The sequence below is a fragment of the Olivibacter sp. CPCC 100613 genome, from assembly GCF_036959255.1.
Taxonomy (GTDB): Bacteria; Bacteroidota; Bacteroidia; order Sphingobacteriales; family Sphingobacteriaceae; genus Olivibacter.
Genome location: NZ_JAWMTI010000003.1, coordinates 716,786 through 737,642, shown reverse-complemented (window position 1 = coordinate 737,642; position 20,857 = coordinate 716,786). Strand labels below are relative to the sequence as shown.

Below are 20,857 nucleotides of genomic sequence, written 5' to 3'. Positions count from 1 at the left end.
TTATTTTATATCAAATCAAGTGGCAGTAAAAAAAAAAATTGAAAGCATCCATAAATTGACCTTCTCCGTGTCTTTATAGATAACCAAGTGACCAATATTGTTAAAACGCTTATATGAGTCGAGCAAGGATCACATTTTTATTTGATAAGGCGATGCGTATGGAAATTACGCAGGAAGAGCGTTTGGAATTATTTGAATTGATTGAAAATGAGCATCTTAAAAAAGATGTTGATGATGTTTTTTTGCAAGCTCGCTTAAACTTCGAGCATACCGAAACTTTTTTCAACAATGAGGAATCATCCCGTATGATTGATAAGCTAATAGGAGTTGCCAAACCAAAAGAAAGGGAGAGATACCGAATGAACCCGTTGAAATGGATGGTGGCTGCTCTTGTTTTAATCCTATTTGGTTCAGCTATTTTTCTTTATTATTCTCATAAGTCAATTATGATCCAACCAAGGAACTATACTGAAAATGGGGTAATTCGTCCTGCACGTGATCGAGCGACTTTATTGCTGGGCAATGGTAAGATAATAGATTTGGAAAATATTGGAAACAAGGTGGTTAAAGAAGGTGATGTAACTATCACTAAAACGACAAGTGGACAGCTTGTATATCAGGTAGGAAAAGGAGATCCTGCTGATGAAATCAAACAGAATGTGCTGAGTACCCCGCGAGGTGGCCGTTTCCAAGTTCTATTGCCCGATGGAACACAAGTTTGGCTTGGCCCCATCTCTTCACTACGATACCCGACACGATTTGAAGGAGCAAAAAGAGAAGTAACTTTAACAGGCGAGGCTTATTTAGAAGTAGCTAAAAATCAGAAAATGCCTTTTATCGTGCGGGCAGGCGATGCAGTAGTCCAGGTAATGGGTACGAATTTTCTGGTGAGTGCATATGAAGATATGAATGAAACAATGACTACACTTTTTGAGGGGAAAGTGCGTGTTTCTGCTGCTTATAGCACGCTAGAAACAAGCCCTCCTCAGGTTCTTAGCCCCGGTCAACAGGCAAGTATTAATAAAGAGACGAAAGTTATTTCAATTCGAGCGGTAGATACGGAGGACGCTTTGGCATGGAAGAATGGTTATTTTGTATTTCATGGAAACAACATCCAACAAGTGATGAAAACAATTGCCCGATGGTATGATGTCGATGTGACTTATCAAGGGGACCTAAGTGGTGAAACTTTTATCGGTACCGTATCTAAGTTCGATCAGATAGAAAAATTACTACAGACAATCGAGTTAACAGGAGGTGTTCATTTTAAAATAGAAGGGAGGAAGATTATTGTCATGAAATAGCCAAAAAACAAAATTAAAAACTATCAAAGGCGGTGCAACGCCTCTGATAGTAGGCACAATGCCGGATTAAAGATCGAATCAAATTACCAATTCTTTAACCTAATCAAATGTATAAAATAACTGCTACAATATGGCATAGGAGGAAGGACTATGTCAAATTTAAACCTATATTGATCATGAAGTTGTCACTTATCTTGGTCTTAGCCGGTGTATTAGAAGTCAATGCGACGGTTTCCGCTCAAAAGTTGACCATGCACAAGAAGCATGTTTCTTTACATGAAATTTTCAACGAAATACGAAAACAATCGGGTTACAATGTGCTGTACACTGCAAGTACGCTAAAAAATACGCTTCCTGTAAGTGTTGATTTGGAGAATGCTTCGGTAGTACAAGCCATGGAGGAATGTTTAGCTAATCAGGGGTTAAACTATAAGATAATAGATAAAAATATTGTTATTTCCAAAAAATCGTCAATAGCTGATGTGCAACAGGAGATAACTGTTTCCGGTAAAATAACAGATAATAGCGGTAGAATATTACCTGGTGTTTCCGTAAGTGTAAAGGGGCTCGTTAATAGAGGAACCCAAACAAATGAACAAGGCCTTTTTACCTTAAAAGTACCGCAAAATGCTACACTGCTAATTAGTTATATTGGTTTTCAGCGCCAAGAACTATTGTTGAAAAGCGGGCAAACCAGTATAAACGTTCAGCTTGAAGCAGAAGACGCGGCTTTGGACGAAGTGGTGGTGGTGGGATATGGAACACAGCGAAAGAGTGATTTAACTGGATCGGTTGCATCCGTTTCGTCCGAAAAAATAGCCGCATTTCCTGTGGCAGGAACTGCTCAAGCACTTCAGGGCAGATCGCCCGGCGTAGCCGTTTCCAGCGTTAATGGTGAACCAGGTAAAGCTCCTCGTGTCCGAATTAGGGGAGGTACTTCCATCAATGCCAGCAGTGATCCGCTTTACGTAGTAGATGGTTTTGCCGGTGGGACCCCACCTCCTCCAGAAGATGTGGAGTCGGTCGAAGTGCTAAAAGATGCATCAGCAACAGCAATATATGGATCTAGAGGAGCTAATGGGGTTATTATGGTAACGACTAAGAAAGGAAAAGTTGGTCGGCCCGTTATCGATTTCAATAATTCTTACTCCATTCAAAAGATTGGTAAAAAACTCGATCTTTTAAACGGGCGAGAGTTTGCTGAGTATATTAATGATATCTATAGAAACAGCGGGAATTCAAATATTCCCTATCCTGATCCGGCATCTTACGGTGAGGGGACTGATTGGCAAGATTTGATTTTCAGAACGGGTGCACTGGTTAATAATCAACTCGCTGTTTCGGGCGGAAGCGAACATGTCAGATACTATACTTCACTTAGTCATTACGGACAAAAAGGTACGGTTATCAATTCTGATTTCAGACGACTTTCAGGGACTTCCAATCTAGACGTAAAGGTGTCGGAGCGGGTACGTCTAGGTACGAAGCTATTTTTTATTAGAAATGATCTCGATGGTGTGAGGACGCAAGAAACAAGTAGCGGGACGTCCAGTGCAGGTGTGATTTCAGGCGCATTGCGTTTTGATCCTTTGCAAGGCGTATATGATGCCAATGGCAAATATACATTAAAGCAAGTGGGTGATCCACACGACAATCCGGTTGCTGTTGCGCGGGAACGAAAAAATGAGCAAATAACCGATTTGTTTCAAGGAAATGCCTATGGTGAGCTTGAATTATTAAAAGGACTAAAATTCCGCAGTACACTTGGGGTCCAAATTAGCAATCAGCGCACGGGAAACTATGTGACACAAAATTTAGTTGAAGGACGTAATTACGGAGGGGCAGGAAGTATCACGGCACACAAAAATACGAATGTGATTAACGAAAACTTTTTAACCTATACCAAAAGCTTTCAGGATGTACACAATATAGAGGCAATGGGGGGATACTCATATCAATCTTTTAGAAATGAAACCTGGGGAGCTTATAATCGAAACTTCGTTTCTGATAACTTTTCGTTCTGGAATCTAGGTGCTGGATCTAATTATCAGAATGCAGCTTCGGAATTAATAGATTGGGTGATGTCTTCGTTCTATGGAAGGGTTAACTATAATTACAAAGGTAAATATTTACTGACAGTTACGGGTCGTTATGATGGCTCATCACGCTTCGGTGACAACAATAAATGGGCTTTTTTTCCATCAGGGGCTTTGGCTTGGAATATAAGTCAAGAGCCATTTATGCAATCGGTGGAAGCGATATCGAATCTTAAAATTCGTACCAGCTATGGGGAAACTGGTAATACAGAGATCGGTTCTTACATGTCGTTAGCACGTTTTTCTCCAACACTCGCAACGATTAATGGAACACCGATTAATGCTGTAAGACCAACCAATGTGGCCAATCCTAATCTTACCTGGGAAACAACTAAGCAAACGGATGCAGGTTTAGATATCGGTTTTTTGAATGGAAGGCTTAATCTTTCCGTTGATTATTATTATAAAAAAACAGTCGATCTTCTTTATGAAGTACCTCTTCCTATTTATTCCGGGTACACGGTTTCGTTGCAGAACATCGGAAGTGTAGAGAATAAAGGATGGGAACTTGCGCTGAATACAATCAATATTAAGGGAGAAGATTTTACCTGGACCAGCGATTTCAACATTACCTTCAATCGAAACAAAATCCTTCAATTGCCAGGTGGAGATATCCGTTATAATACAATTCCCGGTCATATGTTGTCAACGGAATCACAGATTCTTCGTGTGGGTGAGGTTGTGGGTGCCTTTTATGGATGGCAGTTTGATGGATTGTACCAAGAAGGCGATGACTTTTCAGCATCTCCTAATAAAGTGCCTGGTGATGTGAAGTACCGTGATATATATGGGCGTGATGCTAATAACAATTTAACGGATGGGCCAAATGGCGTGATCAATGCAGACGATCGCACCATTATCGGTAATCCGCATCCTGACTTTATCTATGGTTTCAATAATGATCTTCGATATAAAAATTTTGACCTAAATATTTTCTTTCAGGGAAGTCAAGGTAATGATATGTTGAATATCACCCGGATGGAACTTGATTGGATGGCTGGAAAGGGAAACGCAACCAAAGACGCATTGAATAGATGGACGCCTACTAACACAAATACTGATGTACCTCGAGCAAGTGCGTCCAATAATCCGGAAGTTTCGTCGCGGTGGGTGGAAGATGGTTCTTATCTACGACTAAAAAATATTGCATTGGGTTATAACTTTCCGAAGTTTATGTTGGGGAAATTGCAAGTGAGCCGATTAAGGGTCTATGCAAGTGCGCAAAACATAGTAACCATTACAAATTACAAGGGATATGATCCGGAAGTTAGTTTTCAGGACTCAAATCGAAACGTAGGACTTGACTATATGGGATATCCAAATGTGAAGTCGGTTACCTTGGGAATAAATGTTGGATTTTAAGTTAATGAGAAATAGACAATGAAAGAGCTTTTGAAATATATATATGTATTCACAATACTTATCTTTTCTGCTTGCACCAAATTGGACGAAGAACCGATAAGTATTTTAGTCCCTGGCCAATATTTTAATACAGAAGCGGACGCAGAAGCCGCGGTAATGGGGTCTTATGCTTTGTTGAGCAGTGATAATTTCTATGGAAGACGCTTAACAATGGTATTACAACTGTTGGGCGATGATATCGATATTGCGGATATAGGGACGCAATCGAGCCGTATACAGTTGAATGGTTTTACCCACGATGGTAGTAATCAGGATATACTTGCTGTGTGGCGTTTAGCATATTTGGGCATCGGCGCAGCCAACGCTGCCATCGATGGTATTCCGAATGTGCAGATGGACGAAGCAAAAAAAAATGCGCTTATTGCGGAAGCACGGATGGTAAGAGCCTTAAATTACTATCATCTCGTCCAGTTGTTCGGTGATATCCCTTATATAGGTGAATTTGTAACAGATCCCAATACCATCAAGGATATTAATAAAACTTCTTCAGATGAAGTTTATCAGCGTATTATAGAGGATTGTGAGTTTGGTGTCAGCTACCTACCGGATGCCTTTCCAAGTAACATTAAATCAAGAGCAACCAAAGGCGCCGCTCATACCTTATTATCATCAGTGTATCTGATTTTACAACAATGGGATAAGGCTGCTGAGCATGCAGAATCGGTCATTAACGACGCCGGCAAATACCATTATGGCCTAGTTAACGACTATCAAGATTTATGGAAAGCCGACCTAGGTCATCAGCTTGAACACATTTGGGTAGTTGATTTTATGGGTGGTATTACCGGTGAGAATGGGACAAACCAAGATTATACTGCTCCGATGACGGGAGTTCGTGATGCTGATATGCTGGGTTGGAGCGTATTGGTCCCTTCTCCGGGCATGTATGGGAGTTTTGATGATAACGATTACAGAAAGCAGGTTAGTTACTTAACAGAAACTCCCATAAAAGGAGTTATGACCCCCTATCAACAGTGGAGGTGGCCCCGTATACATACGGCCAAGTGGTGTTTATATCCAGGGGCCAATGCCAATGCGGAAGGTGCTGATTCCGATATTAAACACGTTATCTTTCGTTATGCTGAGGTTTTACTTATGGCGGCGGAATCACTCAACGAAAGTAATGGCGGCCCAACAGCAAAGGCTTATGAATACCTGAATGCTGTTAGGAGGCGAGCGCGTAATACACCAAATGGAACAAAGGCCATACCAATGGATGTTCCTGTTGGATTAGATCAAGAAGCCTTTCGAGCAGCTGTGAGAGAGGAGCGGAGAGTAGAACTTGCTTTTGAATGGAAACGTTGGTACGATTTGAAACGTTGGGATATAGTAGTGGAGGCATTTACGCGCGAAGGGGCTTATGAGAAAAGAGAAAATATAAAGCCATTCCATAAACTCTTGCCAATCCCACAGGAAGAAATTGGTAGAAATGCGAATCTCTTACCCCAGAATGAAGGTTATTAAAAATGGATACATATGACAAATCATTTAAAAATGAGCACACTGCTGCTTTTTCTGGGTATACTATTTATACCTTCTGTAAAGGCACAATATAAGCTAACCGCGGATTTTATTGATGGAAATTTGGATAATGCAGTACAACAAATAATCCATTTAGGTGCTAATACTCCGGACGATAGACTTCCTCGAACCTACGAGGGAGGGAAAGCCATATCATCCGGTACAGGTTGGTGGACCTCCGGATTTTATCCAGGTACGCTTTTATACCTATATGAATATAGTGGTAACAGTGAACTTTTGGACAAGGCGAAACAGAAATTGAAATTGTTAGAGAAGGAGAAGGACAATACCACTACGCATGATTTGGGTTTCATGCTCTATTGCAGTTTTGGAAATGCATTACGCATTACAGGAGATAGCAGTGCTTACAGTAACATTCTTCTGACTGGTGCCAACTCCTTGATTAGCCGCTTTAATGCAACCACTAAAACAATCCGTTCATGGGAAGGTTGGACCTACCCGGTGATTATCGATAATATGATGAACTTGGAATTTCTGACGCAGGTGAGCAAAATTAGTGGTGAAAACAAGTTTCGTGATATCGCCATAACACACGCTAATACAACTATGAAAAATCATTATCGCAGTGATATGAGCTCTTATCACGTGATTGATTACAACCCGCAAACAGGAAAGGTTATTGCTAAAAAGACGGCGCAAGGTGCTTTTGACGAATCAGCATGGGCAAGAGGACAAGCTTGGGGTTTGTACGGTTATACGATGATGTACCGAGAAACAAAGCGAAAGGAATATTTGCAATTTGCCGAAAAAATAGCCGATTATGTTTTGAATCATCCCAATATGCCTCAAGATATGGTACCCTATTGGGACTTTAATGCACCTGATTTGGCCGCTAACAGCCCTTACGCGGTTCAATATAAGCAGTATCGAGATGCGTCTTCTGCTTCCATCATTGCTTCCGCGCTGTTGGAGTTGAGCACCTACGTAAAAGGCAAACGAGCAAAACAATTTGTAAGTGCGGCGGAGAAGATGCTCGTTAGCCTGTCATCCGACGCGTATAAAGCGCCAATTGGGAGTAATGGAGGCTTTATTTTAATGCATAGTGTTGGTTCGATACCACATAACAGTGAGATTGATGTGCCTTTGACCTATGCTGACTATTATTATGTAGAGGCCTTGTTAAGGTATCGGAATCTGTTAAAAAATTAAAAAAGTAAGGGAAGAAAATATCTTCCCTTACTTTTTGTTTTAACCTGGACAACTTTAGTAGTTTGTGATCGTTCTAAAAGTCAAATTAATTCTTGCTTCCGCCAATTTCGGCACTTTTGGTAAGCTATGTTGCCAGTGATGTTGTGTGGCACCTTTCATAAGTAGTAAGCTGCCAGGTGTCAAATTAATTTTAATACGTAATTCCCGGTCATCGTAATGTCGAAGTAGAAAGGGACGAGAAGCTCCAAGGCTAATGGAAACAATCACCGGATTTCTACCCAATGATTGCTCATTATCACGATGCCAACCCATACTGTCTGTCCCATTTCGATAATAATTAAGTAGCACGGTGCTAAACTTTTGCCCTAAAAACGCTTCTATTTTTTTCTTGATGAATAGCAGATCGTCCGTCCATTTTTCCGGATTCATCGTAATGCCTGAATAACTATATGATTTATCAACATCACCATAAAGTGCCGTTAAACGTGGTTGTAGAACTTGGTTGCCCATTATCCTAATGGACTCTTGACGCCACAGTGTTTGCTGCTTAAGGATTGTAAATAAATGGCTTTCTTCTAAGTGTGAGAAGAAATTTTGATAGAGATAAACTTCTCCGTCCTTCGATAATAAATTATTCGGCATCATTGATCTTGCCTTTATTTTTCTATGTATAGTTCTGTTCGTGCGGCTTCCCAACCAATAATTGCTTGTTTTCGTGAACTTCCCCAATGGTACTGTCCGGTTTCACCGGTGGATCTGATAACGCGGTGACACGGTATTAACAAGGCAACGGGGTTGGCCCCAACCGCACTTCCCACGGCTCTTGATGCTAATTTATTCCCCCATCGCTCCGCCAACTGAGCGTAGGTTGTAAGCGTACCTATCGGAATTTGTAGAAGTGTCTCCCAAATTTTTATTTGAAACGGTGTACCCTTTAGATGCAATTTAATCTCTTTAATCTTGTTCCAATCTTGATCAAAGATAAATAAAGCATGTTGTTGAAAGTTATCAACTAATTGCTGATATCGAGCATTTGGAAATACAGATCGAAGGGTGTCGAAAGCGACATCTCTTCCCTCGTCTGCAAAAGCCATATAGCATATACCTTTATGCGTAGAGGCGACAATAATATTGCCAAAAGGACTTTCGGCAAAGCTGTAATTAATCGTTAATGATATCCCACCGTTTTTATATTCCCCAGGGGTCATTCCTTCAATATTTATGAAAAGATCATGTAGTCGTCCCGTACCTGAAAGTCCGCTTTCGTAAGCTGTATCGAAGAGCGTCGAATGGTTTTCTTTAAGCATATTTTTTGCATGCTCAACAGTGAGGTACTGCAAGAATTTCTTAGGCGAAACTCCTGCCCAATCTTGAAACATCCGTTGAAAATGGTATGGACTTAAATGTACATGTTCAGCGATCTGTTCCAAGCTCGGCTGACTTTTGAAGTGTTCTTTAATGAAAGCAATGGAAGCTGCGATTCTATTAAAGTCTAATTGTTGTTGCGTTTCCATAAGTTAACTATTTTTTTCAAAGCTAGCCAAAGACGAAGGATGCCAAAACCCGATTCTTGCGCGTTTGATAAATTCAAAAATAAAAAAGCCAACAGCTTAAAACAACGCTATTGATCAAGATGTTGCTTCAAGAATAAAATGTTTCGGTTCAATACTTCTTGCATGGGGGGCGGTTGAATCGGTTCATACCAAGGGTGTTTTCTTCCGAAAACATGATTAGCGGAAACAGTCACCATAACGGCTCGTAAATTAGCTTCTTTTAAGTTGTACGCATGACTTAAAGGTACATTAGTATCTTCAGTGCCATGACAAATCATCCAGGGGATATCGATAGACGATGCCGCCCTTATAATATCTAAACGCTTGTCGTTATTTAAGTAATCTTCATACAACTGATAGTTTAGTGGCATTTTTTGCCTTGTACGACTGTTTACATAATAAGTCACACCTTCTTGCTTCCAGTCCAGCATTTTTTCTTTTGACCAATTTCCCCAGGGTGTTTTACAGACCGCATTGGCGGACCAGGTTATCAGGGCCTTAATGCGAGGGTCTTCGGACGCCTTAATAACGCTAATACCGCCCCCCATACTATGACCGATTAAGCCAATACGTTTTCTATCAATGCATCGTAAATAAGGGTTGCAACTATTTTGTACCCAGTTTATTACCTGCTCTAGATCGTAAAGTTGCTTGCTGTAGTTGTTTTCACCGAAAGCGGATAAATCAACGAAATTTTCCGGCTGATCGGGAGAGGTGCCATTATGAGAAAAATTGAACTTTATAAATGTAAAGCCTGAAGCGAGAAATTGTTCGGCGATCAAATCGAAGTTTCCCCAATCTTTAAATCCATTGAAGCCATGCGCATATATAATGGTGGGCTGATAATGCCTTGACTCGTTAAAAAAAATATCAAGAACCATCGGCCGATTATTACTGCCGCTGATCATTATATTTTTTACTTTTGCCATGACTCCATTCCTTTTTTAATCTATAAAGTTACGGAATATAACTATGGAATCTGAGGTGCTAGGTATAAATTTTAATGTGGTTGGTGCACTTAAGCTGGCTTTTGCCTTAAAAACCCGTTACCTTAGAAACCCCTGAAATCAGTTAGCCTCGAACTGTTTCTTTTCTCTACTTTTGCTCGGTAGAAAGAAAAAGATGATCCTAAAGACTAAATATATTTGCACATTGCTCTTCTTAAGCCTTTTTAGCCTGAGCTCTTGTTTTGAGGTGATCGAAGAACTTGATGTCCATAAAAGTGGTTCGGGAAACATGACCGTGACACTCAACCTGAGTCAAAGTAAGACTAAACTCGCATCAGTGATGTTATTGGACAGCATTAATGGCTATAAGGTACCTAGTAAGACTCAAATTCAACGTGAGTTAAATGAGGCGGTTACGATACTGAAAAAAACGCCTGGAATAAGTGCTGTTGGACATCGAATAGACTTTGAGAACTTTATCATTTCTATTAGCTATTCTTTTGAGAGAATCGATAATCTAAATCATATCAGTAAAGTCATTTATGAAAAATTAAAGATCAAACCTACTGGAAAGTCTTTATACAATTTTGATACAGGAAAACAATTGTTTTCCCGAGTCTATACGTATGCTCCCGAAGCTAAGAGTGCTTATGCAAAGTTGAAAGATGCGGATAAAGAGATATTTAACACGGCTTCTTATACCAGCATTTATCGCTTTGATAACATGGTAAAACAGTTGACTAACAAACAAGCAAAAGTGTCTGGTACAAAAAAGGCAGTTATGCTTCGTACGTCAGTGTTAGACTTAATTAATGGTAAAACCAATATTGCCAACCAAATACAATTAGTGAATAACTGAGAATAGAAAATATGCAGAAAATTAAACTTTTAATAGGTCTTTTGGGCCTATTCTTTTCAAATAATCTACTAGCACAAAGGCTCGCTCCGAAAATTCCGAAGGATGCTTTTGTTGTGGCTACTATTAATGGGCGCAGTTTTTTTGAGCTAATAAGTGTCAGTCAATTTAACCAATCGAAGATAGGACAGGCATTGATTACAAAGTTAAACAGGATAGGCAAGGGCAATATACAGGGGTTGGAGGAACTGGGTTTTAATCTAGACGCACAAGTATATGCCTATAGTACCAAAACAGATAGTATCCGCTATTATGGGATGTCAGTACCACTTAGCAATAGCACTAGAGTCGGAGACTTTTTGAAAACCTTTGGTGAGCCTCAAAAACTTAATAATGGGCAATGGATCTTGGATCTTAATGAAAAAAAACAGCTGTTGGTCTGGAACGAGCAAACACTTTATCTCCTTAGCGCTGAGCTTCGAACTAGCTTTTTTGAAGATGAAACGACGGCAAAAAAGTACGGATTAGCAAATAAAAAATTAAGTGATGAATATAATGACAGCGTCATTGACTCAACTGCCTTAAAAGATTCTGCGGATGTGGAGTGGGATGCTGTTGATTCTTTATATAATTATGATACGGGCATCGATTCAGCTACAGTAGAGGGTTATGACGAGGTTCTCCCTGCTGAAGAGTATGAAGCTGCTGATGCCGCTCGCAATGCAATGTATGATACTTATTACGCAAGTATTGCAGCAGACGATTCGATAAAAAACGAATTACTTAAACAATGGTTACATCAAGAGGCTATTAAGCTGATTGAATCGAAAGAAGTATTCAATGACCCGGCCTTTAATAAATCGTATCGTAAAAATGCACTGGCAAGCCTATGGATAAGGAACGTCAATGAACTTTATCACGATTTTGTTCCAGGGGTGTATAATGCTTATGCATTGCTTTTAGGGGCAAAAGCCAAAAAATTTGATACGGGATTTGAAAGCGCTAATATTTACTTAACCTTAGCAAAAAATACCCTTACAGTCGATGGTTCTATAGCGCTAGCCAGTGAACAGGTAAGCGCGTATCGTAATGTATATAATCGGAGACTGAACAAAAAGTTCTTTAAATACCTGACTGAAGATGCTATCGCCTATACATCAATTGCTGTTAATACAGAGAACTATCTCAGAGAACTACCAACTTTAATGCAGCAGTATTACGGTAGCCTGCTTGGCCAATACGACAAGGAAGTAGACCTGGGGTCCAGTATATTCTCCCTTTTATTGGACGAAAAAGCAATTGGAAAAACAATTAAAGGCGATGGGGTTTTTGCTTTGACAGGAATAAAAGAACAGGAAGTGAAGTATACGACCTACGAATATGACGAAGATTATAATTCAGTAGAAGTTGAAAAGACTAAAAAAGAAAGTATACCAGCTTTTTTAGCCATGTTTTCTTCTAATGATATGAGCTTATTCAAGAAAACAATTGCCTTGGGAATAGCAAGGGGTAAGGTAACGGAGAACGAGGGTGTTTATACAATTAGTGGGCTGAAAGGGCCATTCGAAGTCCATATTTTATTGAAGGATGGTATTGTATTCATTGGTACAGCATTCGATGATTTACTGGACATTAAGTATAATCGATATAAAAGTAATTTGTCTTCGAAGCACAAAAAGATACTAAATGATAATAAATTTGCTGTTCTCTTTAATAGTAAAAAAATAGTGAAAGCTGTAAACTCGCTGGATATACCTACTACCAAACGAGCTTTGGCTTTGCAAGAAAAGATTCAGGCTTTAGGTGATTTTTATTTTACTTCAAAAGGTATTAAAGGCAAAAAAATGCTCGGTAGTTTTCAGGCTGAGTTTCCGAATTCGAAGAATAATGCTCTACAATATATATTGGATATTGTTGAAAATGAATCTTTTAGGCCTTAGGTTTATTTGATGATGAAGAAGCGAGTACTGATCGGTATTGCAGTTGTTTTTATTACTGGATTGATTGGTTATGGTTATTTAGCATATCGCCAAAAGCAATCGTACCGACAGTACATTCCAGCTAACGCATCTGCGCTCTTTCGTATTAATGTTGACGCCTTATTACAATCAATAGTTTGGAATGCAGTGTCAAATCCCTTATATTATTTCGGTTCTGATAAAGAAAAACCTAAGAAGCCTTTTGAAATAAATGGCTTAGGACTCCATATTCCCGCTAATGTTTTTTTCTTTTCAATGGAGCCTTATGATGCAACACTTTTTTCTGTATTTAGGATCGATGATTTTGAAAAATTTGAACATTATATAAAGCATGGACTAAATATAAAGAGCGTAAACACGATGGATTCGCTTACTTTTCAAGGAAATACAGCTGATGAAAAACTTTGCTTACTGTACTCAAAGGAATATTTGGCGCTTTCTATATCGGCCTCAAAAGTGGCAACTACCACCATACTTCGTAGCTTAGTGCTACAGAATAATATGATAGCCGTTGAGCAATCGCATTTGCTTGACGCAATTAAAGCAAATCATGAGTTGGTTTATACAAATGGAACAAACACCGTGATAGCGGATTTTGGACCTGGAACGCTGTCGCTAAAAGGACAGGTAAAAACAAATATGATTCGTGGTGCAGAACACATCCACCCAAGGAGATTTACCCGCAATAGCTTAGTGAAAGGCTGGTTAGCAGCGGATGTTGGTCCGCTATTAACCAGACAACAAAAATTTTTCGAAAAACATCGTATTCCTGTTGATACCTTGTTACACTATTACGGTGGTTACGTCGATCTGGAATGGAAAAAGAATCTTATTCTTCAACAGGATACGGTCATTACTTACGACTACAATGAGAATTTTGAAAAGGTCGAGCAAAAGTCTATTCGTAAAGAACGCATACCTGAAATTTATCTTTCCTTTCAGGCATCACCACATTTAGCAAATTATCTTCCAAAACAACTCTTTTACAAGTTCGGGCACAAAAGCCAAGGAGATCGTTTGCTTTTTGGCACGGGCGAGAACTATCAGCAGAACAGTCTAGACGGTCTTTCCAGTAATTTCTTTTATTTCTATATAGACATTAAGGGGTTAAAGAAACAAGGAAATTACCCTTTATTACAGCAATACAGCAAGCAAGTGGAGAAAATAGAACTCAAAAGTCAAAAGTTAGCTAGTCAATATATGGCAGTATATGGAAAACTGAATTTTGAGAATAAGTCAATTCATGGCTTAATGCAATTGCTCAGAAGCGTTCCAAACTAAATTTCTCTACCTACTTTTTTAAGGAAAACTCTTCTTTTAGCAGATACAATACAGCAATAGCAGCTATTAACAGGAGAAGGCTTGCTGAAGCAATCAGCTGCTTTATGGTGCTTGGAAACAACGTATTTAATTGCATCATCAATGATATGAGCGATAAGCCGATACCCGATCCAAAAAAATAAGAAGTGGTATTGACTCCAGAAGCTACTCCCTGATGTTCAACCGGAATTTGACTTAGTGCCATGACAGTTAAACTTGGAATTGATATGGCCATACCTGCGCCTATTACACAAGCTATTGAAAATACCAAAGGAGCGAATAATCCATAATACATGCTGATAATTAATAATAATGCACCAAAAAACATCAAAGTCATCCCCAACCGTGCTGTTCGAATAATTTTAAAACGTTTGATCAAGCGGGGTAAAAGAAAGCGAGAGATGAAAGCAGAACCCACACTAAAAGGAAAGAGCAATAAACCTGCTTTAGCGGCTGAAAATCCCAAAATCTCTTGCAAATAGAACGAGAGGATAAGTAGATAGCTCAAGAAGAAAGAACCTAATATAAAAATAGTTCGATTACCCAACATGACATTATTACCTTTTAATAAGGTGAAATTTATTAAAGGATTTGGGTGATGACGAGTTCGCTTAATAAAGTATATCAAGCTCGAGCTTATTAAGCTTAGTACGATGACAATCCATATAGGTTTATGAATAAGAACTGGAATTGCGTGTATGAAATAGGAAAGAAGAACGATACAAAAAGATAGGATAATACCGGAAAGCAAATCTGGTTGGTTCGTACCGATTATCCGTATATCGCGTTCTAGTAAGATAAAAGCTAAAATCAAACTGATACTTATAATCGGGACGTTTATAAAGAAAATCCATTGCCAACCCAACGAAGATGCGATGAGTCCCCCCACCGATAATCCGCAACCTGAACCAATGGCGGCGAAAGAACTGAATATACCCAAGGCCTTGCTTCTGGCATCTTCTGTTATGAATGTATTGGTAATAATTGCCATCGCCGATGGCATAAGAAAAGCGGCTCCTAGGCCTTGGATTGCCCGGAAAAAAAATAAAAACTCAAAGGAATTTGCTTTACCGGCACCGATTGATGTTATTAAAAATAAAAGCGCACCGGTTAAAAAGACTTTTTTTCTCCCCCAAATATCGGCTAGCTTACCCCCGATAATAAGAAAGCCGCCATATAAGAGAACATATATAGTTTGCAACCATTGCGATTGCTCTTCTTCTAAATGAAAGTGTTTTTGAATGAGGGGCAGCGCAAGATTCATAATGGCAAGATCCAGTGCTTCTAAGAAAACGGCTGAACATGCAATAAATAATACAACTGAGTTTTTACGCTTCATAGGAGGTATTATCGGAATGAACCAGGTAGGATATCAAGAGTTTTAATCAGGTGTTTTTGTCTTTTGTTTCCAATTTCTTTTTCAGATAATTAACAAAAGAAAGCCCTGCTTTATCTTCCTCCATGTTACTTAGTTCAAGTTCAAGGGCGGTCGTGCTTTTCTGTATTTCAATCAACGATATAATAAGTGAGATAGTAAAAAAAACTAAACTGAGTCCAAAGAGCATCTCCGCCCAGAATACCCATTCCAAGAATATAAAAAACATACATAAAACGCAGGCCACAAAGCTTAAGACACCATAAGCTTGCATATATTTAATCAGGCGTAGTCGGTAGCGTAAGTTCCTTATCTGGCCATGAATAACACCACTCTGATTATTTTCAAGGTACTTAGCATGTAAACTTCTTACTAAACTAGCCAGAGCGAGAAAACGATTAGTATAGGCCAGCATAATTAAACTGATAGCCGGAAATAATAAGGCGGGTGTGGTGATCGTAATCATCATTTTATGTGTTTTATTTAAGAAATCCAAGCCTATTGTTTGGTAAGCCGAGACTCTTCTAAATCCAGGTTATGTTCCAATTGTCTGATAACGTGATCGTCATATTTTTTTTCTTTGCGTAGTTTATTAAGGCCTTCTCTTCGATGGGCAATTAGCTCTAACATAATATGCCTGTATAACATGCGAACTGAAATTAATTTTTCTTTCTTTCCCTGTTCTTGTGCAGAGCTTTCCGTTGCTTCAATGCTGCGTTGTAGCTGTTCTTTTATTCGACCAATGGTGGGGTGCTCTTCCATTTCGTGATCGTAATTCCGGTCAAGATATTTGATGCTTGACTTGGCGAGCTGAAGACGAATCGCTTCAAGCTGATCTTCTACAGGAACATAGTCATCAATCTCTTCAATTTTTAGTAGCTTTAGAAAAAATGGTAGGGTAATTCCTTGAAAAACCAAGGTAACGAGGATCACAATAAATGTGATAAATAGAATAAGATTACGATGAGGAAACGCTTCTCCGCTTTCAAGTGTTAGTGGTATAGCTAACGCGGATGCCAAGGATACCACACCACGCATGCCTGCCCATCCGATTGCAAAAGGTAGCTTGAGACCCGGGCTTTTTTCCCTTTCCCGTATTTTTTTGCTGATAAGACGTGGAACAAAGGCGGCTAAATAGATCAGGACAAGGCGCAATATAATAATAATCGCGCTGATGATCAAGGCGTATTCAATGGCCTCTTTTTTAGAATAACCTTCCAATCCGGCAACAATAACGGGAAGCTCTAAACCAATTAAAATGAAAACAAATCCATTCAACAAAAAACCAACAGTAGCCCATACCTCAGTTGCTTGTATGCGGGTATGATAATTTAGAAAATCCTTGGATCGAAAAGATAAAAAAAGCCCACCACTTACCACGGCCAGCACACCAGACCATTCAAAAGATTCAGCTACAAGGTACATAAGGTACGGAGCAATCAAAGTGATCGGTGTTGTAATATTCGATGACTTCGCAAGATATCGCAGCACAAAATACAGAATATGGGCGATAACTAAACCAACAACAACCCCCATAATGGATAGTGTAGCAAATTCGACAATGGCTTCTTTTAATATAAACTGTCCGGTCAAAACAGCCGCTAAGGCAAAACGAAACACAGTTAACGAGGCTGCGTCGTTTACAAGACTTTCTCCTTCTAAAATGGCAAGGCCTCTTTTTGGCATAGTAACGCCTTTTAGCACGGATGTTGCGGCGACAGCATCAGGTGGTGAGATGATACCTCCTAATAGGAACCCCATTGCCAGTGTGAAACCTGGAATGATCATAACTGAAAAGTAGGCAACGGCCAGGGAGGTGAATAGCACTAAACCAAAACCCAATAAACCGATCGAACGCCTCCATTTCCAAAAGTCGTTCCAAGAGGTATACCACGCTGCTTCAAAAAGTAGGGGAGGTAAAAAAATCAGAAAGACCAAGTCTGGATCGATACTGATTGGCCGTATTCCAGGAATAAAACATATTCCCAAACCACCAATAACTAATAAAATTGGATAGGAAATTTTTAAACGTTGACTTAACAAATACAACATCGCCATGGCAAAAAACAAAGCCAATATCAAAAGCAATTTCTCATGAATCATGTAGTAAAAATAATAAGAAATCGTTAAGTTGGGTAGTGGGTCAGAAGGTTTGGGATGAAAGTTGAAAAGATAAACTCGGTATTTTGATTTATATATCGGCGCGCGCAATTCACACACGCCAATATATAGATTTATTTAGTGCTAGCTTATTTCTTTTGGAAATTTATCAGCAATCAGATTTAAATTGATATTATGTTCCATGTAGGCTTTAAGACCATCTAAAACGGTAGTAAAGCCACCCGTATTATCATTCACCGCTTGTGTCAATTCATCTCCTATCTGCCAAAAGCCATAGTTTTTAATGATGACGTAGGTGCTGTTTTCGTTGAGTGCGGTGAAAAGAAAATCAACAGTTGTTGCTGGATCGCCCCAAGTGATGGATATCTTCTTGTTTTCAACTAACTCGTTCACTGTTATTTGGCTTGATACCTCGTACATTTCCCACTCCCAAGTGATGGTTTTTCCAAGTGCTAATGGCCCGCTGGCTTTTGTAAACCAAAAATTTTTAGTGATGGCTGGGTCAATGAAAGCTTGGTAAACCACGGAGACAGGTTTTCTTATGAGCATTTGGACTTCAACTTGTGCTTTCTGATTTTTCATAAGGTTCCCATTTTAAACTATAATTCAGTTAATAGTTGTGTGTATTCTTTTTCTATTTGGCTATGTACGCTCCAAAAACCTTCCGGCTCATTTCCTTCTAGTCGAGCAACAAGGATACCAAGATGGGTATGCCAACCGCTGGCCACCCCAATGCGTGCTTTTATGTTTTCTAAATGTCGATGTGTTAGCACCAATAATACTTTCTCTCCCTGCTTTTGTAATTCGAAGGTCACTTCAGAGCCGTCTCCCCAAGTAAAGGTCAATAGCGTTGGAGGTGTGCACCGAATCACGGTGCCGGTGAAACTACTACCATGTTCATAAGATTTATATTTCTCAGGCAGCGTTTCTTGATGGGAAGAAAGGTCAGCGTGAAAGAAATGTAAATGCACTTTGCCGCCAACCTTAAGGTCCATTTCACCACTGGCCAACCATTTTCCTCTTTTTTCAGAATCCGTCAGGTAAGCCCAAACGCGTTCGATGGGGCCTGGTAGTAATCGCTCAAAGCGTATGGTGCCAGGAGCAATGATTTTTCCATAATTTTCCATAATTCATTGTTTTGTTTTTATTCTACTTTTTTTAGCAGATTGAGCAGGCAATCCTTGCTTATGTTTTGTCGCCAAGATAAGTTTCTAACTTGCTTTAAATCTATATGTTATCTTCATTCTCAAATGCTTTGATTTCTATCATTGACACTATTCATTGTTTAAAAGATCTTCTAATGTATCTAAATGATCTTTCCAGAAGGTACGATATTTCTCTACCCAATCTGAAACCTCTTTTAATGAATGCAAATTTGCGTTGCAAAATCGCTCTCTACCTCTTTGTTTAATTGTGATCAAGCCACATTCACTAAGAATCCGAATATGCTTAGAGACAGCTGGACGACTCATGTCAAAATTGTCGGCCACTGAATTGAGATTGAGTGGTTGTTTGGCAATCAATTGAATGATTGCACGTCTTGTAGGATCCGCTATTGCTTGAAATACATCTCGTCTAGTTTCCATGAATTTTATTAAATGTAACCATTTGGTTTCAAATTTAAAAAGAAACCAAATGGTTACCAAATAGTTTTTTGTTTTTTTCCGTGTGCCTTCAGGGATATTAAAAGCTAGTTGGTTACTTAAAGAACGAGTCTATTCGCTTTTTGCCTTTAGAATGTCGCTTTTCCCCTTCATCTAAGCGTATACTGTGTGTTATTTTTGTGATAAATACATTAATTATGAAAATTGATGAGCACCAATTGGCAGCTTCTGTAACGAAAGCGTTTGATGAATTTGTTGGATTGATCGTAAAGTTCGATGAATGGCATATAAACCAGAAACCCCCTTATGGCGGATGGACAGCAGCGCAAGTAGCTGACCACATCATTCAGGGGACTGCGGGTTTGCCTGATAGCCACACCCAGGCACCAACGCGTAAGATTGACGCTTATGTAGAGAGTTTGAGGGATATCTTTCTTAATTTTGAGATTAAATTGGAATCGCCGGATTTTATTTATCCAGGTAATGGGCCTTTTGATAAAAGTGAATTGATAACTGCGCTTGAATCCAACAAGCAGCAGCACGTCAAAACGATTACCAATACAGATTTAACAGCTTTATGTTTAGATTTTGAATTTCCTACTTACGGTTTTCTTACACGTTACGAATGGTTGATGTTCATTCGATTTCATGTTCATCGGCACAGCCATCAATTGATGCAGATTTTCGAAGCATTTAATGGAAAGGAGCAAATTACCGATTAATTGATAATTTGGCCTTCAGAAGTTTGGGGCTTACTGAGATACCAGTCGCGTATCATTACTTTAATGGACGGGTCTTTTTCATTAACCAGTTGCTTATAGCTAAGAATATCACTTTTGCCGTTTTGACCTCTATAATGATAAGGGTAAACTATTTGGGGTTTGAATGCCAATGTAGCGTCGGCCGCTTGCTTTACAGTCATGGTATAAGGCAAATTCATACAGATAAAGGCAATATTAATATCTTTCAAAGTGCGCATTTCCGGAATATCTTCAGTATCTCCGCTTATATAGATACGTTTGTTATCGAGTGTGATCACATAACCATTTCCTCTTCCTTTTGTATGAAATGTACCTGATGACTCGGGAAGATTGTACATGGGGATGGCTTCAATTTTTATATTCTGAAGTTCGGTGGTTTCGCCATTCCTGATAATATACGATTTTTTTCGTAAATCATCCGACAACTGCTCTGCAACTGCCGGGGGGACTACGAGCGTTGATTTCGAAAGATCAAGATTTTTTAGGTTGGAAATGTTAAAATGATCACCATGTATATCCGTTATAAAGATAAAATCAGGGCTTTTTACTTTATTTAATTTTGCTTTCTCCACACTTGGATCAAAAAGAAGCGTTTTTCCCTTCCAAGTTAGTGTGAAAGTTGCATGTTCAATGGGAGAAATAGTAACATCATCTATTTTATCCTGTGCTTTGGCCGATGGGAACATTGATAACCAGATCCATATAAAAAGGGAATACTTAATCATTTTAGATTTAGCTTTTAATTTATCATAAACTTAGGCAAAATACGTGGTATATACAATGGAAACCGAGAATGATTTCTTAATATTAACAATGCGATATCTTAAT

At 39.1% G+C, this 20,857-nt stretch carries 18 protein-coding genes; 8 read left to right on the top strand and 10 right to left on the bottom strand.

What is annotated here, in order from left to right:
• Positions 1-113: 113 nt before the first annotated feature.
• The 4 genes from RYH73_RS13970 to RYH73_RS13955 all read left to right on the top strand — a co-directional run bounded on the left by RYH73_RS13970 (position 114) and on the right by RYH73_RS13955 (position 7,513).
• Positions 114-1,304 (top strand): FecR family protein, encoded by a 1,191-nt coding sequence (locus RYH73_RS13970; protein ID WP_335314056.1) that lies wholly within the window; start codon positions 114-116, stop codon positions 1,302-1,304.
• A gap of 107 nt (positions 1,305-1,411) precedes the next feature.
• Complete coding sequence (locus RYH73_RS13965; protein WP_335314055.1) at positions 1,412-4,762, top strand: TonB-dependent receptor; 3,351 nt, start codon at positions 1,412-1,414, stop codon at positions 4,760-4,762.
• Positions 4,763-4,780: 18 nt separating this feature from the next.
• Positions 4,781-6,286, top strand: coding sequence for a RagB/SusD family nutrient uptake outer membrane protein (locus RYH73_RS13960; RefSeq protein ID WP_335314054.1), 1,506 nt, complete (start codon positions 4,781-4,783; stop codon positions 6,284-6,286).
• A 12-nt stretch (positions 6,287-6,298) separates the two neighbouring features.
• Entirely contained in the window at positions 6,299-7,513 is a 1,215-nt protein-coding gene (locus RYH73_RS13955) for a glycoside hydrolase family 88 protein (protein ID WP_335314053.1), read from the top strand.
• Between the two features lie 54 nt (positions 7,514-7,567).
• Here the strand turns inward: RYH73_RS13955 and RYH73_RS13950 are convergent, their stop codons facing one another.
• The 3 genes from RYH73_RS13950 to RYH73_RS13940 form a co-directional block, all read right to left on the bottom strand.
• Complete coding sequence (locus tag RYH73_RS13950) at positions 7,568-8,158, bottom strand: alpha-ketoglutarate-dependent dioxygenase AlkB family protein (protein ID WP_335314052.1); 591 nt, start codon at positions 8,156-8,158, stop codon at positions 7,568-7,570.
• A gap of 11 nt (positions 8,159-8,169) precedes the next feature.
• On the bottom strand, positions 8,170-9,027 hold the full coding sequence (locus RYH73_RS13945) for a methylated-DNA--[protein]-cysteine S-methyltransferase (protein WP_335314051.1): 858 nt from the start codon (positions 9,025-9,027) through the stop codon (positions 8,170-8,172).
• Positions 9,028-9,134: 107 nt separating this feature from the next.
• Entirely contained in the window at positions 9,135-9,995 is an 861-nt protein-coding gene (locus tag RYH73_RS13940; RefSeq protein WP_335314050.1) for an alpha/beta hydrolase family protein, read from the bottom strand.
• Positions 9,996-10,188: 193 nt separating this feature from the next.
• Here RYH73_RS13940 and RYH73_RS13935 point away from each other — a divergent pair, with 193 nt between their 5' ends.
• From RYH73_RS13935 to RYH73_RS13925, 3 genes are read left to right on the top strand one after another with little or no spacing between them, the layout of a single operon-like run.
• A complete protein-coding gene (locus RYH73_RS13935) occupies positions 10,189-10,872 on the top strand; it encodes a hypothetical protein (RefSeq protein ID WP_335314049.1) in 684 nt (227 codons plus the stop codon).
• 11 nt (positions 10,873-10,883) lie between these two features.
• Positions 10,884-12,809 carry a hypothetical protein gene (locus tag RYH73_RS13930; RefSeq protein WP_335314048.1) on the top strand — a complete coding sequence of 642 codons (1,926 nt, stop codon included), beginning with the start codon at positions 10,884-10,886 and terminating at the stop codon, positions 12,807-12,809.
• Positions 12,810-12,818: 9 nt separating this feature from the next.
• Complete coding sequence (locus RYH73_RS13925) at positions 12,819-14,129, top strand: hypothetical protein (RefSeq protein ID WP_335314047.1); 1,311 nt, start codon at positions 12,819-12,821, stop codon at positions 14,127-14,129.
• 10 nt (positions 14,130-14,139) lie between these two features.
• On the opposite strand, the gene RYH73_RS13920 is transcribed toward RYH73_RS13925, so the two are convergent.
• The 6 genes from RYH73_RS13920 to RYH73_RS13895 all read right to left on the bottom strand — a co-directional run bounded on the left by RYH73_RS13920 (position 14,140) and on the right by RYH73_RS13895 (position 19,250).
• Positions 14,140-15,507, bottom strand: a complete 1,368-nt coding sequence (locus RYH73_RS13920) for an MFS transporter (protein WP_335314046.1) — start codon at positions 15,505-15,507, stop codon at positions 14,140-14,142.
• Between the two features lie 46 nt (positions 15,508-15,553).
• On the bottom strand, positions 15,554-16,012 hold the full coding sequence (locus tag RYH73_RS13915) for a DUF2721 domain-containing protein (RefSeq protein ID WP_335314045.1): 459 nt from the start codon (positions 16,010-16,012) through the stop codon (positions 15,554-15,556).
• A gap of 29 nt (positions 16,013-16,041) precedes the next feature.
• On the bottom strand, positions 16,042-17,646 hold the full coding sequence (locus tag RYH73_RS13910; protein WP_335314044.1) for a Na+/H+ antiporter: 1,605 nt from the start codon (positions 17,644-17,646) through the stop codon (positions 16,042-16,044).
• Positions 17,647-17,787: 141 nt separating this feature from the next.
• Positions 17,788-18,246 carry an SRPBCC family protein gene (locus RYH73_RS13905; protein WP_335314043.1) on the bottom strand — a complete coding sequence of 153 codons (459 nt, stop codon included), beginning with the start codon at positions 18,244-18,246 and terminating at the stop codon, positions 17,788-17,790.
• A gap of 17 nt (positions 18,247-18,263) precedes the next feature.
• Entirely contained in the window at positions 18,264-18,791 is a 528-nt protein-coding gene (locus RYH73_RS13900; RefSeq protein WP_335314042.1) for an SRPBCC family protein, read from the bottom strand.
• 147 nt (positions 18,792-18,938) lie between these two features.
• Entirely contained in the window at positions 18,939-19,250 is a 312-nt protein-coding gene (locus tag RYH73_RS13895; RefSeq protein ID WP_335314041.1) for an ArsR/SmtB family transcription factor, read from the bottom strand.
• Positions 19,251-19,465: 215 nt separating this feature from the next.
• Between RYH73_RS13895 and RYH73_RS13890 the strand changes: the two genes are divergently transcribed.
• On the top strand, positions 19,466-19,990 hold the full coding sequence (locus RYH73_RS13890) for a DinB family protein (protein ID WP_335314040.1): 525 nt from the start codon (positions 19,466-19,468) through the stop codon (positions 19,988-19,990).
• Here RYH73_RS13890 and RYH73_RS13885 read toward each other — a convergent pair.
• The gene (locus RYH73_RS13885; RefSeq protein ID WP_335314039.1) at positions 19,987-20,754 is read right to left on the bottom strand and encodes an MBL fold metallo-hydrolase; all 768 of its coding nucleotides are present in this window, start codon (positions 20,752-20,754) and stop codon (positions 19,987-19,989) included. The two genes, RYH73_RS13890 and RYH73_RS13885, sit on opposite strands and share 4 nt — an antisense overlap.
• Positions 20,755-20,857 lie beyond the last annotated feature (103 nt).